General features: G+C 60.6%; 10 protein-coding genes. 5 read left to right on the forward strand and 5 right to left on the reverse strand.

All coding sequences use genetic code 11. The annotated features are described in order from the left end of the window. Positions 1–4: 4 nt before the first annotated feature. The 5 genes from KW849_RS23715 to KW849_RS23735 form a co-directional block, all read right to left on the reverse strand. Positions 5–1,309 carry an MFS transporter gene (locus KW849_RS23715; RefSeq protein ID WP_218431499.1) on the reverse strand — a complete coding sequence of 435 codons (1,305 nt, stop codon included), beginning with the start codon at positions 1,307–1,309 and terminating at the stop codon, positions 5–7. A gap of 179 nt (positions 1,310–1,488) precedes the next feature. Further along, a complete protein-coding gene (locus tag KW849_RS23720) occupies positions 1,489–2,538 on the reverse strand; it encodes a DUF2955 domain-containing protein (RefSeq protein ID WP_218431500.1) in 1,050 nt (349 codons plus the stop codon). Continuing rightward, complete coding sequence (locus KW849_RS23725) at positions 2,528–3,646, reverse strand: HlyD family secretion protein (RefSeq protein WP_218431501.1); 1,119 nt, start codon at positions 3,644–3,646, stop codon at positions 2,528–2,530. Before KW849_RS23725 ends, KW849_RS23720 begins: the two co-directional genes overlap by 11 nt. After that, positions 3,639–5,150: an efflux transporter outer membrane subunit gene (locus KW849_RS23730; protein WP_218431502.1), complete on the reverse strand. Its 1,512-nt coding sequence runs from the start codon at positions 5,148–5,150 to the stop codon at positions 3,639–3,641. Before KW849_RS23730 ends, KW849_RS23725 begins: the two co-directional genes overlap by 8 nt. A gap of 14 nt (positions 5,151–5,164) precedes the next feature. Beyond that, positions 5,165–6,322: an AI-2E family transporter gene (locus tag KW849_RS23735; RefSeq protein ID WP_218431503.1), complete on the reverse strand. Its 1,158-nt coding sequence runs from the start codon at positions 6,320–6,322 to the stop codon at positions 5,165–5,167. 577 nt (positions 6,323–6,899) lie between these two features. Between KW849_RS23735 and KW849_RS23740 the strand changes: the two genes are divergently transcribed. The 5 genes from KW849_RS23740 (at position 6,900) to KW849_RS23760 (ending at position 14,251) form a co-directional block, all read left to right on the forward strand. Beyond that, a complete protein-coding gene (locus tag KW849_RS23740) occupies positions 6,900–7,802 on the forward strand; it encodes a LysR family transcriptional regulator (protein ID WP_218431504.1) in 903 nt (300 codons plus the stop codon). Between the two features lie 126 nt (positions 7,803–7,928). Continuing rightward, positions 7,929–8,555, forward strand: a complete 627-nt coding sequence (locus tag KW849_RS23745; protein WP_218431505.1) for a glutathione S-transferase family protein — start codon at positions 7,929–7,931, stop codon at positions 8,553–8,555. 63 nt (positions 8,556–8,618) lie between these two features. Continuing rightward, positions 8,619–10,649 carry a pyridoxamine 5'-phosphate oxidase family protein gene (locus KW849_RS23750; RefSeq protein ID WP_218431506.1) on the forward strand — a complete coding sequence of 677 codons (2,031 nt, stop codon included), beginning with the start codon at positions 8,619–8,621 and terminating at the stop codon, positions 10,647–10,649. A gap of 286 nt (positions 10,650–10,935) precedes the next feature. Then, complete coding sequence (locus KW849_RS23755; protein ID WP_218431507.1) at positions 10,936–12,147, forward strand: DUF3142 domain-containing protein; 1,212 nt, start codon at positions 10,936–10,938, stop codon at positions 12,145–12,147. Further along, positions 12,134–14,251, forward strand: a complete 2,118-nt coding sequence (locus KW849_RS23760) for a hypothetical protein (RefSeq protein WP_218431508.1) — start codon at positions 12,134–12,136, stop codon at positions 14,249–14,251. The genes KW849_RS23755 and KW849_RS23760 overlap by 14 nt, the downstream gene beginning before the upstream one ends. The last annotated feature ends 2 nt before the right edge of the window (positions 14,252–14,253 follow it).

Consider the following 14,253-nt stretch of genomic DNA (forward strand, 5'->3'; position numbering starts at 1 on the left):
CACGTCACTGCGTAAACGCTTTAGGGTATTTGACCCGATAGGCATCATTGAGCTGCGTATCCCGGGAACGCATGAAAGTCGTGAAATCGGGTACGAGAAAGACCAGCAAAGACAAGAGTAGAACCAATACGCCCAGCAGCGTGATTGTCAATGTGACTCCAAGATTAACGATCAGGGAGGGCATCGCGAAACTGCCCAAGGGGCTGGCCGCCGCAGACAGAAATGAAACTATGGCGAAAACCCTGTTGCGATGGAGCTTTGGCGTCGCCAACAACCTCACGGCAGAGGTGGGAATGTTGATTAACATCAAGCCGACGCCTCCGCAGAAAAAGGCTACGGGTATGAAGAACGACGATGAAACAGTCCCAACCACCACGAGGTTGCTTCCCAGTAGCGCAAAACCTGCGGACACGCACATGTCACGTGGTAACCGGGTGGATAACCATCCGATGATTCTGTAACTACCTGCCAAAATGCCCAGCCCGAAGCACGAATCCAGAAGACCGATGTAAGTGACTGGATACTGGATGACGTCCTTTACATACAGCGGGATCAGGATAGTGAAAAACGGAAACAGGGCGAAGTTGATCAGCATCGAAATAATCGCCAGGTAAAATTCGACTTTCACGCCATAAACCACTTTGAAGCCGGAATAGATCATGCTGAAGCCACTGGAACGTGGTGGTTTTTCGCATTTGTCAGCCGCACCGATGTAGTCCGGGATGGTTGCGATCAATGCGCCGGCGATGAGAATTGCAAAAAAATCGGTGGCAAGGGCGAATGTGATGCCGAACCTGTAAATCAACCCGCTGGCAAGTACCGGCCCCAGAAGAATAGATAAGGACGACATCACACTTTTGGTCCGAAGGGCCAAGGAGACTTTATCGTCGTCTGCAAACAAAGGAATGATCGACGCCTGGAGAGGATCGCGAACGCCGACGATCGCACTGCTGAGCATCATCAGCACGCCAACCGCCCAAGGGTTGAAAGCCTCCGTGGCGGACAGCACCGCCATCAATAACGCTGTCAGCAGGCTGATCCATGAGGTCAGTTTGATGATGAGGATTTTGTTGTACTTGTCGCCCAGCCATCCCAGCAAGGGTTTGGCTAACACTTCCGCCGCGATCGAACAGGCAATCATGTTGGCGAAGTAGGTGGCAGAGCCTGTTACCTGCAGGGCCCACCAGGCCACCGCCAGTTGATTGCACCGTCCACCCAGAGTGATCAGCAAAAAGCTGAATTGCAGTTTCAGCAGGCGCCGGTCGATATCGGGAAGACCCCAAGTAATACCTGAAAAATTTCCATTCATGAATGTATCTTTGATTCAGATAGGGGCGACTGCACAAGCAGGATGTTCAAGAATCTTTTATTTACGGATGCAGCCTTCACCGACCAGAGAGTTTTCTTACAGTAACTGGATGGGCCCGAGGAATGTGAGGGGGGCTTTTCTAACATATTCAAGACGCTTTCCCGTTTCGTACCGTGTGATCAACGGGTCTGACCCTCTTCAGGTGTCGGCTTGGCGACATGGCGACGCCGCCGCGTGTCCAGCAAATGGACCATCGCACAGGCATACAAAGTCACCAGAATGAACAACCCCATGCGGATAGCGAAGGCGGTGTAGACGTCCTTGCCCGCTGCACTGTCCTGTACCGATTGGCCGAGCAGAATGATCAGGGTCGCCAGGCTGTTGAGCCAGAAACTCGGTGGTTGTCTGGTTCGCGCCAGGCCATAGAGTTTTCTGGCCGCCAGCAAGCCGAACAGCAACATCCACAGAAAGAACATCCACAGGTTGACGAACAGGCTCAGCGCGCACCAGAAAAGAATCGCCATCAGGCCTCCGAGCAGGGTCGAGCCGAGCAATTCCTGGGCGGCGGTGCGGGCGCTGGTCGCGCAGCTTTGTTGGCCGAGGCTGACGGCTTTCATGATGATCGGCAGGTAGCTGGCCGGGTCGATCATGGCCAGCAGGAAGGTCGGCAGCACCACCAGCGTGGCACGTAGCGCCAGCCAACCGCTTTCGGTGGGAGAAAGGCTCGGGCCGGGCTTGGCTGCGGGGGCGCTGGCGGGGTCGGGAAATAGCCAATGACTGATGGTCAGCGTTGTCACGGCCAGGAACAGCCCCTTGACCAGAGCCACGATCACCTCAAGCGCCAGGGCGAATTCGGCGGTTCCGGCCGAGCTGATCAAGGTCAGGCCCACCACCAGGAAAGTCGCCACCAGCGGGTTGCCGCCGCGCAGGCCATACCCGAAGGCCATGAACAGGCACAGCCCGACCAGCAGCACACCACTGAGCGGGTAGTAACGCAGCAGGGGAATGAGCAGCAGGCCGGTCCCGGTGGTCAACATCAGGATCAGGATCAGACCCAGGCTGGCCTTGAACGGCAACGGTCGATTCATCGCTGCCAACATCATCAGCGCCAGCATCGGCGCGAGGAACGGGATGGGCAGGGCCAGACCGAAGCTCGCCGCCAGGCACAGTGCCGTGCCGAAGCTCAGGCGCAGGGCGCGCTGAACCCGGGCCGGGCGCTCAATACGCATAGGACATCCAGCTCATCAGGCGCAGGAACAGGCGACCCGGAATATTCAGCGGGTTACCTTCACTCGGGAACGCCATGACTTCTGCTTGCCCGCCGGACCGGATGCCCTGCGGGCTAGTCAACTCACCGGGCTCGAACTCGATGATGACCGGAAAGCGCTGGGCAGGGCGTAGCCAATCGCGGCTGTTCTCCACTTTTGGCAGGCTGCCCGGTTGGGTGGTCTGGCCGATATCGACGCCATAGCCGACGCTGCGCACATGGCCTTGGTAAATTTTCCCGGGCAGGGCGTCGAGGACGATGGACACCGGCGTCCCGGGCTGGACACTTCCCAGGTTGTTTTCGGTCATGTCGGCGCTGATCCACACATCGTGGATGGCAATCAGGGTCATCACCGGCGCACCGGCAGCGGCAAACTGGCCGACATCGGTGCGCAAATCGGTGATCAGGCCGGCCGAGCGTGCGTGGACCTTGGTATTGCTCAAGTCCAGCTCGGCTTTTTCAAGGTTGCTGGCGGCGCTGAGCAACTGGGCGTTTTCGTCTTCGTTACCGCCCTGTTGTTCCCGTGCACGTTGTACTTCGGCCTTGGCCGCGGCGACCTGGCTGATGGACTCTTCCAGGGTGGCGCGGGATATTTCCAGGCGTCGCAACGAGATGGTGCCCGGGTCTTCGCGGTACAGGCGTTCAAGCCGCTGGATGTCCTGGCGTGCCTTGAGTTCGTTGGCCTGGGACGCGCGCAGGGACGCTTGCTTGGAGTCGACGCCGGCGGTGTTGGCGCCCACCTGGCGACGGGTCGACTCAAGGTCGGCGCGGGCGCGATCGACGGCAATCTGGTATTGCTCGGGATTGACTTCAAACAGCAACTCACCGGCCTTGACGTCCTGGTTGTTGCGTACATGCACCTTGGTCACCCGGCCGGATACCTCAGCCGCCACCGGCACAACGAAGGCCTGCACCCGTGCCTGTTGCGTGTAGGGCGTATAACGGTCGGCCATCAGGTACCAGACCAGGCTCAGGATGATCAGCAGCACCACCCAGTTGATCGCTTTTTTGGCCGGGTCAGCGGCGGGGGCCAAGGTGTTCTCGGCGGCCGGTTGTTGGCTGTCAGTCATGGGCACTTTCCTTCGGTTCGTCGAGCAGATCGCCCCAATCGGTCCGTTGTTGCATCTGTTGGCGGGTGGCCGGGTCGATCATCGGCTGGTCGCTGTACCAGCCACCGCCCAGGGCCTTGTACAGGGCGATCAGGCTGTTGACGGCGGTGCCACGGTTGACCAGGTAGATATCCTGTTGGGCAAACAGGGCGCGCTGGGCATCCAGCACGCGCTGGAAATCCGAATAGCCTTCGCGGTATTGGGCATTGGCCAGGGTCACCGAACGTTCGGCGGCTACCGAGGCTTCGCTGAGGATCTGGTCGCGCTCCAACGCTTTGATCAAACCGGTAGCGGCATCGTCAGCCTCGCGCGCCGCCTGGCGCACGCTGTCCTGGTAGATAACGATCAGCTGCTGCAGGCGGGCATCCTGCACGCGGACGTTGTTGGTGATCCGGCCATGATCGAAGATGTCCCAGCGCAGGCTGGGGCCGGCCACCATGTCGAGGGTGTTGGATGCGCCATTGAGCGAACTGGCAGACCAGACGATGCTGCCCAACAGGCTGATGGAGGGATACAGGTCGGTTTCGGCCACACCGATCAACGCCGACTGCGCTGCCACTTGCAGCTCGGCAGCGCGAACATCGGGGCGCCGCACCAGCAGGTTGGCCGGCACATCCTGCAAGACCGCGGTATCGAGCAATGGCACCACTCCGGTGTTGCGATTGAGGTCCGGGATCGAGCCGGGTGGTTGGCCGATCAGGGTGGACAACGCATTGCGCAAGCTGGCCACCTGGCTTTCGAAATCCGGGATGGTACTCAGAGTGCCCAGATACTGGGTCTTGGCTTGTTGCAGATCGAGTTCGGCTTCGGCCCCGCTGTTGAACAGGCGCTCGGTGATCTCGTAGCTGCGCTTTTGCAATTTGGCGTTACTGCGGGCGATTTGCAGGCGCGCCTCGGCGGTGCGCAAGGCGTAGTAGTTTTGCGCCAGTTGCGCGTGCAACAGCACCAAGGCATTTTCATAGTTGGCCTGGGCGGCAAACCAGGAGGCGTCGGCCGACTCGATGGCACGGCTGAAACGCCCCCAGAAATCCAGCTCCCAACCGATATCGAAGCCGACGCTGTGTTGCCAGAAATGCGTGTCCTGGGGGTTGGCGCCGCCCGACTGTCGACGGTTCAGGTACAGGCTGTCGGCGCTGGCTTGTTGCAATTGCGGGTAGCGTCCACTCAGGGCGATGCCCAATTGCGCGCGAGACTCCATGACCCGCAGGCCAGCGACCTGCAGGTCGGCGTTGTGAGCGTCGGCTTCGGCGATCAAATGATCCAGCACCGGATCGTTGAACACGCGCCACCATTGGCGGCTGTCAGGTTGCGCGTGTTGTTGGCCGGCAATCTCCAGGGCCGGGCTGTTCCAGTGGTCGACCCAGGGCTGGGCCGGCGACTGGAAATCCGGGCCCAGTTGCACGCAGCCCCCCAGAACGACGGTGCCACAGAGCAGCAGCCGGCTGACGCGAGCAGGGCGAGGCATCAAGCGCACACTCCTCAGAGGGGACGCTGATCGTTCATTGCCTCTATCTTCGGTATCTCGTTAACCGCCCCTATCTCGGGCGTCTCGTTCATTACCTCGGCAGACGGTTGGTCCTGGACCCATTGCCAGAACAGTTGGTAGCCCACCGCCAGCGCCACCGGCCCGATGAACAAACCAATGAAACCGCCGCTCACCATGCCGCCCAGGGCGCCAATCAGAATCACCGGCATGGGTACATCGACGCCGCGGCCCAACATCAATGGCTTGAGGACGTTATCGGCCATCCCGGCAATCAGGCTGTAGATGCCAAACACGATGGTGGCCAGGCTGGTCCCATCGGTGGCGAAGACATACGCGATCACCGGAAGGGTCACCAGCAGTACTGGCAATTGCATGATCCCCATCAGCAGCGCAACCATCGCCAGCAGGCCGGCACCGGGGACACCCATGAGTACGAAGCCCACGCCCACCAGCAACATCTGAATGAACGCGATGCCTACCACGCCTTGGGCGACCGCGCGGATGGTGGCAGTGCACAGCTCGGTAATGCGTGGGCCACGCTCAGGTCCGGAAAGGCGCGAGGTGATGGCCAAGGCGCTTCTTTCGCCGTTTTCGCCATAGGCCATGAGCACGCCGGCAATGATCAGGGCACCGATGAACAACAGAAAGCCCACACCAACGTCGGCCATTTTGCCCAACAAGGTCAGGCCGACGGACTTGATGTAAGGCATCACCTTCATCACCACGCTGCTCATGTCGGTAGCGGCCTGCATCCAGTAGCCATAGAGCGGCTTGCCAATGAGCGGCAGGGCAGCGATTTTTTCGCTGGGGAGCGGAATCTGCAGCGTATCGGACTTGAGGACCGCCAGGGTGCCATGGATCGATTCACTGATCGAGGTGCCCAGCAGGTAGATCGGCACCATCAGCAAGGCCAGGGCGACTACCACGATCAGGGTGGCGGCACGACCGTCCTTGTTGACCACCTTGCGTTTGACGAGCGCATGCAGTGGATACAGGGTGATGGCCAGAATCAGCGCCCAGAGCATGAGGTTGAGGAACGGGTGGAAGATCTGGAAGCAGAACAGCACCAGCACGGTAATCAGCCCGGCGCGTATCAGTACATCGAGCAAACCACCGGACAGTGCTCTTGCGGAAATGTTTGTGCGCAACATTCTCGAACTCCTTGCGGTGTCACCAGGTTAGCCAGCTAGTTGAAGTTCACTCTTCCCTACTCAGTGACTCTTGAAAGCAAGATCGATGGGCAGGCGTCCAAGCGTTAACAACTAACGCCTTATTTCACGTAGGGAAGATTTCAACGAGGTACCTACTAATACTCAATAGGTAACAGGGTGGCTTGTAGTATAGGAGCAGTTGTATATTCCGCCTGTTTATGCAGGCTGGAATTCTGCCGTTGTGGATATCGTCCGCTGACGAGCCCATGCCTGGAAACGGGTTGGGAGCCGAGCCAGTGGCTCTTTTTCCCTGTCAGGCATCAGCCGTTGCAGCGGGCGGGTCCGGATAATTGCGAACAGTTGCAGCTGTCGCAAGAAAATAATCCTCATTAATTATCAATAATCCCCGGTCTGCTCTTTGAGGTTTGTGCCACGCTTGGTTTTTACAGCGCAGGCGCTAGAGTGCAGTAGCCCATTGATTTACTTGATGGTCGGACGCCAAACTTTGTTATTGCACACTTACGTTTAACATCCCGGCTTTTTTTGCGATTTATCTATCTGAAATGAGGACAGTCCCATGGACCGCTTCCAGGAAATGCAGGTCTTCGCTGCCGTCGCCCAGGAACAGGGCTTTTCGGCGGCGGCGCGGCGTTTGGGGCTGTCGGCGGCCAGCGTTACCCGAGCGGTGGCGGCGCTGGAGAAGCGTATTGGCACGCAACTGCTCACACGTACCACGCGCAGCGTGTATTTGAGCGAGGCCGGTCAGCGATATCTGGAGGACTGTCGCAGAATTCTCGCCGAGGTGCAGGAGGCCGAGGATTCGGCAGCGGGCAGCCATATCCATCCTCGTGGGCAACTGACCATCACCGCTCCGGTTTTGTTTGGCGAGCTGTTTGTTACACCGCTGATGGTGAGCTACCTGACGCAATTCCCCGAGGTCTGTATCAATGCGCTGTTGGTGGACCGGGTAGTGAGCGTGGTCGAGGAGGGCGTCGATGTGGCGATTCGCATCGGCGAACTCCCTGACAGCAACCAGCATGCGATCCGCGTAGGTGAGGTGCGGCGGGTGATCTGCGCATCGCCACAGTATCTGGCCAGCCATGGTCGGCCCAGGCATCCACAGGAGCTGGCTCTGGCGCCGATTATCGCGACCTCTGCCATCGGCCAACTCAGGAGTTGGCCATTCATTGAAGACGGCGAAACCTTGAGTGTGCGGGCTGAACCGCGACTGGTGGTGACAGCGAATCAGGCGGCCATCACGGCAGCCTGTCTGGGGTTGGGCTTCACGCGGGTACTGTCTTATCAAGTCGCGAGCAAGGTGGCTGCCGGAGAGTTGGAAATCATTCTGGCCGACTTCGAACTGCCGCCGTTGCCCATCCATGTGGTCTATCAGGGCGGACGCAAAGCGCCGGCCCGGGTGCGCAGTTTTGTTGATTTCGCGGTGAAGACCCTGCGCGAGCATCCGGCGCTCAAGTGTTGAGTTATTTCACCCAATGAAATAATTGATTGCATTTTATGGTGATTCTGTTGTTTTGGTTGAAGGTAGAGTATTCGCCTCATCGGCGCTGGTCTTCCTGAGCAGCACCACTCACCCGAGGTGTCGACCATGCAAGCGATCAAACTCTACAACTTCCCACTTTCCGGCCACGCTCACCGTGTCGAATTGATGCTGTCCCTGCTGAAATTGCCGACCGAACTGATCTTCGTTGACCTGGCCAAGGGCGAGCACAAGCAACCGGCGTTCCTGGCGCTCAATGCATTCGGCCAGGTGCCGGTGATCGATGACCAGGGCGTGGTGTTGGCCGACTCCAACGCGATTCTGGTGTATCTGGCGCAAAAGTACGGCAACGGTCGCTGGCTGCCGGCGGATCCGGTGGGTGCGGCCAAGGTCCAGCGCTGGTTGTCGGTGGCTGCCGGTCCGATTGCCTTCGGCCCTGCCCGGGCACGTTTGATCACTGTGTTTGGTGCGCCTTACAACGCTGAAGAAGTGATTGCCTACGCCCATACCGTGCTCAAGGTGATCGATCACGAACTGGCCAATACGCCGTATCTGGTCGGCACTGAGCCGACGATTGCCGACGTCGCCGCCTACAGCTACATCGCCCATGCGCCTGAGGGCAATGTGTCGCTGGACGAGTACGCCAACATTTGTGCCTGGCTGGCCCGCATCGAAGCCTTGCCAGGTTTTGTCGGCATGCCGCGCACCGTCGCCGGCCTGCAAAAAACCGCTTGATGCTGGCGGCCCGGCAACACCGGGCCGCCCCGTTCTGCGCCAGTGGCGCAAGGGAGCAGCCGTATGGACCGTTCACCCTGGCATGCCGGTGAGAAACAATTGCAGGCGCATGTGGGCGTTGCCGAGCGAATGGAGGCGTTCGGTCGTAAGGTGATTCGTAGCGAGATGCCGGACCAGCACCGCACGTTCTATCAGCAATTGCCGTTCATGCTGTACGGCTCGGTGGATGCCGACGGTCATCCCTGGGCCAGCATCCTTGAAGGTGAGCCTGGTTTCGCCCACTCGCCAGAACCTGGCTTGCTGCAATTTCGCAGCCTGCCTGCCGTTGACGATCCTGCGCAGATGAGCGACGGCTCGGCCATTGGCCTGTTGGGTATCGAGCTGCACACTCGCCGTCGCAACCGCATCAATGGTCATGTCCGCGCCATGGCTACGGGTGGTTTCGCGGTGACGGTGGATCAGTCCTTCGGCAATTGCCCGCAGTACATTCAGCTGCGCCAGTTTCGCTCGGTGCCGCTGGCCGATCCCTCGACGCGTGTCGCCCAGCATTTCAGCGAGCTCGATGTCGCGGCCAAAGCCATGATCGCCGAGGCGGACACGTTCTTTGTTGCCAGTTATGTGGATGTCGACGGTGAGCGTTCGGTGGATGTGTCTCACCGTGGCGGGCAGAGTGGTTTTGTACGCGTGGAAGGCAATCGCCTGACCATTCCGGACTTCGCCGGCAACCTGCATTTCAACACCTTGGGCAACCTGCTGCTCAACCCCCGGGCCGGATTGTTGTTCATCGATTTCAATAGCGGTGATTTGCTGCAGCTCAGCGGACGCACTGAAATCATCCTGGAGGGCCCTCAGGTCGAGGCGTTCCAGGGGGCCGAGCGCCTGTGGACAATCGATGTCGAGCGGGTGGTACGTCGCCCCGCCGCCCTGGCCTTGCGCTGGCGCTTCGATGGCGTATCACCCACCAGCTTGCTCACCGGCACATGGGAGCAGGCCAAGGCGCGTTTGCAGGCCAAGGCCCTGGGTGATCAATGGCGGCCGTTGCGGGTGACGCGGATTGAAGCGCAAAGCCACAACATTCGCTCGATTTACCTGGAGCCCGCCGATGGAGCCGGATTGCCACTGTTCCAGGCCGGGCAGCATTTGCCCCTGCGTTTCAACATTGACGGCGATGTGCACATCCGCACGTACAGTTTATCGAGCGCGCCCTCCGATGATTTTTTCCGCATCAGCGTGAAGCGTGACGGGCGGGTGTCTACGCATTTGCATGAGCAGATTCGTGTTGGCGACCTGTTGGAAGCGCGGGCGCCGCAAGGGCATTTCACCGTGGCGCCCCATGAGCGTCGGCCTTTGGTATTGCTGGCGGCCGGGGTCGGCATCACGCCGCTGTTGTCGATGCTACGGGAAGTGGTTTACCAGGGGTTGCGCACCCGTCGTATCCGCCCGACATGGTTCATCCAGAGTTCGCGCACACTGGCCGACCAGCCGTTTCGCCGGGAGCTGGATTGCTTGCTCGAAGACGCCGGTGACGCAGTGCGGGTGGTGCGTTTGCTCAGCCAGCCGGAAGCCGAGGCGATGCAAGGAGAGGACTTCGACCTCAGTGGACGGATCGACGTCGCGCTGCTCAAGGATCTGCTGACAGTCGAGGACTACGATCAGCTGGATTTTGTCGTCTGTGGCCCCGGAAGTTTTACCCAGGCGTTGTACGACGGCTTGCGTGAACTGGACATTCGCGATTCGCGGATTCACGCCGAAACCTTCGGTCCGTCCACCTTGCGTCGGCGACCGGACCCCGATGCGGTGGTCATCGAGCAACCGCCAGCCGCCACCACGTCGGTGCCCGTGGTGTTCCAGCGCTCGGCCAAGGAAGCGCGCTGGCAGCCGGAAGGCGGCAGCTTGCTGGAGTTGGCGGAAAGCCGTGGCCTGCGCCCGGAGTTCAGTTGTCGCGGTGGCTCATGCGGCACCTGCAAGACGCGATTGGTCAGCGGTCAGGTGCATTACCCACTACCGCCAGCGGAGGTGCCGGATGACGGACAAGTGCTGATTTGCTGTGCGATTCCGGCGCAGGGGGCGCAGCCGTTGGTGCTCGATATCTGAAGATCATTGCAGGCCAACATTGCCCGCCGGTCGATGGCTGGGTAGGGTAGTGAGCAGAACGAAAAAGGGCCGAAGAGGCTTATGCCAGTCAGTTAAGGGATCGACCAGCGCTGATTAACCTGTGGCGAGGGAGCTTGCTCCCGCTGGGCAGCGAAGCGGCCCTAAAAATGGGACTGCTGCGCAGTCCAGCGGGAGCAAGCTCCCTCGCCACAGGCTCAGTGTCTCGGCTTACCTGATCGACATTAGCCGCAATGGCCCTTTCTGCATTTCAGGAACAGGCGTTTCAATGGTTTTTTTCACTCGCTCGATGGTCTTGCTGATGGCGCTGGCGCTGACCACCGGATGCGAAAGACAGGATGCACCGCCGCTGGATCAACAGCTTTACGTCTGGCAGCGGCAGTGGACGCCGGCCCACGACGCTGCCCTCAGGGACAGCCACGCCGACTTTTCGACGTTGCGGGTGCTGGCCTTGCAGGCTTTCCCCAACGCGGGCTGGAGTCGGGCCCGAATTGACCCGGCACTGCTCAAGCGTGATGGCCGACCGGTGATTGTGGTGGTTCGCCTGGATGGGCAGCTCAAGGCGCTGGATCAGGACGAGGTCACTGCGCAGATCCAGCAGGTGATCAGCGATTGGCAGGGACAGGGGTTGAACCTCACCGGCGTGGAAATCGACCACGATGCCGGTAATGCCCGGCTACCGGCGTACCGCGAGTTTCTCACGCATTTGCGCGAAGCATTGCCGACTTCGCTGCCGCTGAGCATCACGGCGTTGCCGTCCTGGCTCGGCAGCCGCGAGCTGCCGGCGCTGTTATCCACAGTCGACAGCAGCGTGCTGCAGGTGCACGCGGTGAGCGATCCGCGTCGCGGTTTATTTGATGCCGATCAGGCCCGGCAATGGGCGAAGGCCTGGAGCCGCGTCACAACAAAACCTTTCTTTCTGGCGCTGCCGGCTTATGGCGTGGCGTTGCTGCCGTCGGTGGGCGGCGCGCCTGTGGTGGAAAGCGAAGTGACGGTGGAGCGTGCAGGCCAGCGTCGGGAATTACTCGCCGACCCGCAGACGTTGCGCACTCTCGGTACCGAGTTGCGCGCCGATCCACCTCAACATCTGGCGGGCCTGATCTGGTTTCGCCTGCCATTGGCCAACGACCGCCGGGCCTGGAGTTTGACCACCTTGCGCGCCGTGGCGCGTGGTGATGTCCTCGGCAGTCAATTGAAACTGCAACTCTCGGCTGACAATGGCCTCTATGACAATGGCCTCTATGACATTGGCATCGGCAACCGGGGCAATCTCGACAGTGCCTGGCCCGAACGTCTGACCCTGGCGGTCAGTGATTGTGAGGGGGCCGATGCCCTGGCCGGTTACGCGTTGCTACAGCGCCCGGATCTGCTTACCTTCACCCGCCTGCGCGACGGTCGAATACCGGCGGGCGGACAGCGTGCCATTGGTTGGGCTCGCTGCGCACACATTGATCAAGGAGGTTCGAATGTTCACCCGTAACTGGCCGCGTCATTTGCTTTGCCTGAGCCTCAGCCTGCCGCTGGGTTCGGCGCTGGCCTGCGGCCCGGACTTCCCCATGCGTCTGCTGGATAACCGAGGCCAGTCGCTGGCGGAACTGCCGGAAGGCAACTTCCGCTTCGAAATCGGCCGCCTCGGCCACGCCATCAACGGGTTGAAGAACGTGACCGCTGGCGCCAACTATGGGGATGAACCTGACCCGGTAGCGCTGCGCGATCAGGCCGAGCAGGCCGGACTTTCCGCTGAGCAACAAGTGTTGGTGAAACACCTGCGCAGCCTGACGGATGCCCGCCAGGTTGAAGCCGAAGGGGCGCAGCTGCCGCCCGAACTCAAGTTGTACCTGGCGGGTGCCGTGGCATTTGGCGCGGGTGACGCTGCCTTGGCCGCCGGGTATTTCAAGAGAGTGCTGGCCTTGCCCACCGAGCAAAGGGCCTCGCGCAGTACCTGGGCGGCCTACTCGCTGGGGCGTGCGTTGTTCGCTATGAGCGTTGAAGCCGATGTGGCCCCGGATCTGCTCGAACAATCGCGCAAGGCCTTTGAGCAAACCCGGCAACTGAGCATCGACGGCTTCAGCGATCCACTGGAACTGGGCGTCGCCAGCCTCGGCGAAGAAGCCCGGGTGGTGCGCACCGCCGGCGACTGGAACCGCGCCATCGAACTGTACGCCATGCAAAATCTGCACGGCTCTGCGGTGGGCTACACCTCGCTAAAGCTGTTGATGGCGGACCTGATGACCCTGCCGGAGGATCAAGTGGCCGAGTTGCTCAAGGGCCAGCCCGTGCAGCAACTGGTGACTGCGTCGCTGATCAGCCGGTTGGGTTGGTCGTTCGGCGATCAACCGGCCAACGAACAGAAAATGATCAAACTGCTGCAAAACAGCACCCGTGGCAGTCTCGAAAACGCCGACCGCCTGGCGGCGATGAATTATCAACAGGGTGATTACGCCAGCGCCAAGGCTTTCCTCGAACATGCCGGCGATGGCGGATTGGCCTGGTGGCTGCGGGCAAAACTGGCAGTGCGCGAGGGCGATAAGAGCGCGGCCGCCGCAGCCTATGCCAAAGCGGCCCAGGCCTTCCCGCAGAATGAATCCTGGGGTGAGCGCCGGACCCCGGACTACGATTACGAAACGCTTCAGCCCAAATGCCGGGTCGAGGGTGAAAGTGCGATCCTGGCCCTGCAACGCGGGGATTACCTTCAAGCCTTCGATCAGCTGTATCGCAGCCAAAGCATTTACTGGTTCGACGCCGCCACCGTTGCCGAGCGCGTGTTGACCCTCGAAGAGCTCAAGCACTACGTCGACACTCAAGTACCGGCACCGCCGCCGCTCAGCCAGCAGGACCGCGACAACTACGTGCCCTTGCCGGTGGCGGCAAGCCTGCGCAATCTGCTGGGGCGGCGTTTGTTGCGCGAGGGGCATTACGAGGAGGCGCCGGCGTACTTCGACAATGACGGCTTGCGGCACAAGGCCAAACTGTATGGCGAGCAACGTATGGCGGCTGATTCAGCCTGGTGGCCGACCCGTCGCGCCGCTGCGCTGTTCAATGCGGCCTGGACGGCCCGCGAGTGGGGCATGGACATCCTGGGCTACGAAATGGCACCGGATTACGCCACGTTCGGCGGTAACTATAGGCTTGAAAACGCCGAATTGAAGGTCGGTCCATTGGTGGCCGAGGACGAAGTGACGCGTCAGCAAGCCAGTGCTGCCCAGCCTGATCAGCGTTACCACTATCGTTTCGTGGCCACGGCGCTGGCGAGCAAGGCGGCGGATAACTTGCCTCACACCAGTCAGGCGTTTGCCGCGGTGCTGTGTGAGGCGTCGGGATGGAACAGCAGCCTCGAGGAGCAACGCGCGATTTATCAGCGTTATGTCAGAGAAGGGCCATACGTGGAATGGGCCGCTGATTTCGGCCACCAGTGCCCGTATCCCGACTTTGAAAACGCCAACAAACGCTACGTGACCCAAGTCACCGACGCTGCGCGTTCGGCGTTGCGCCCGTACAAGACGCCGTTGCAGGTCGGTAGCGTACTGGCGGTCGCGGCAGGCGCGCTGTTGATGTTCACGCGTCGCCGCCGCAAGGCGCAGTGAGG

Origin of the sequence: Pseudomonas sp. PDM26 (genome assembly GCF_019219185.1) — a bacterium.
Taxonomy (GTDB): Bacteria; Pseudomonadota; Gammaproteobacteria; order Pseudomonadales; family Pseudomonadaceae; genus Aquipseudomonas.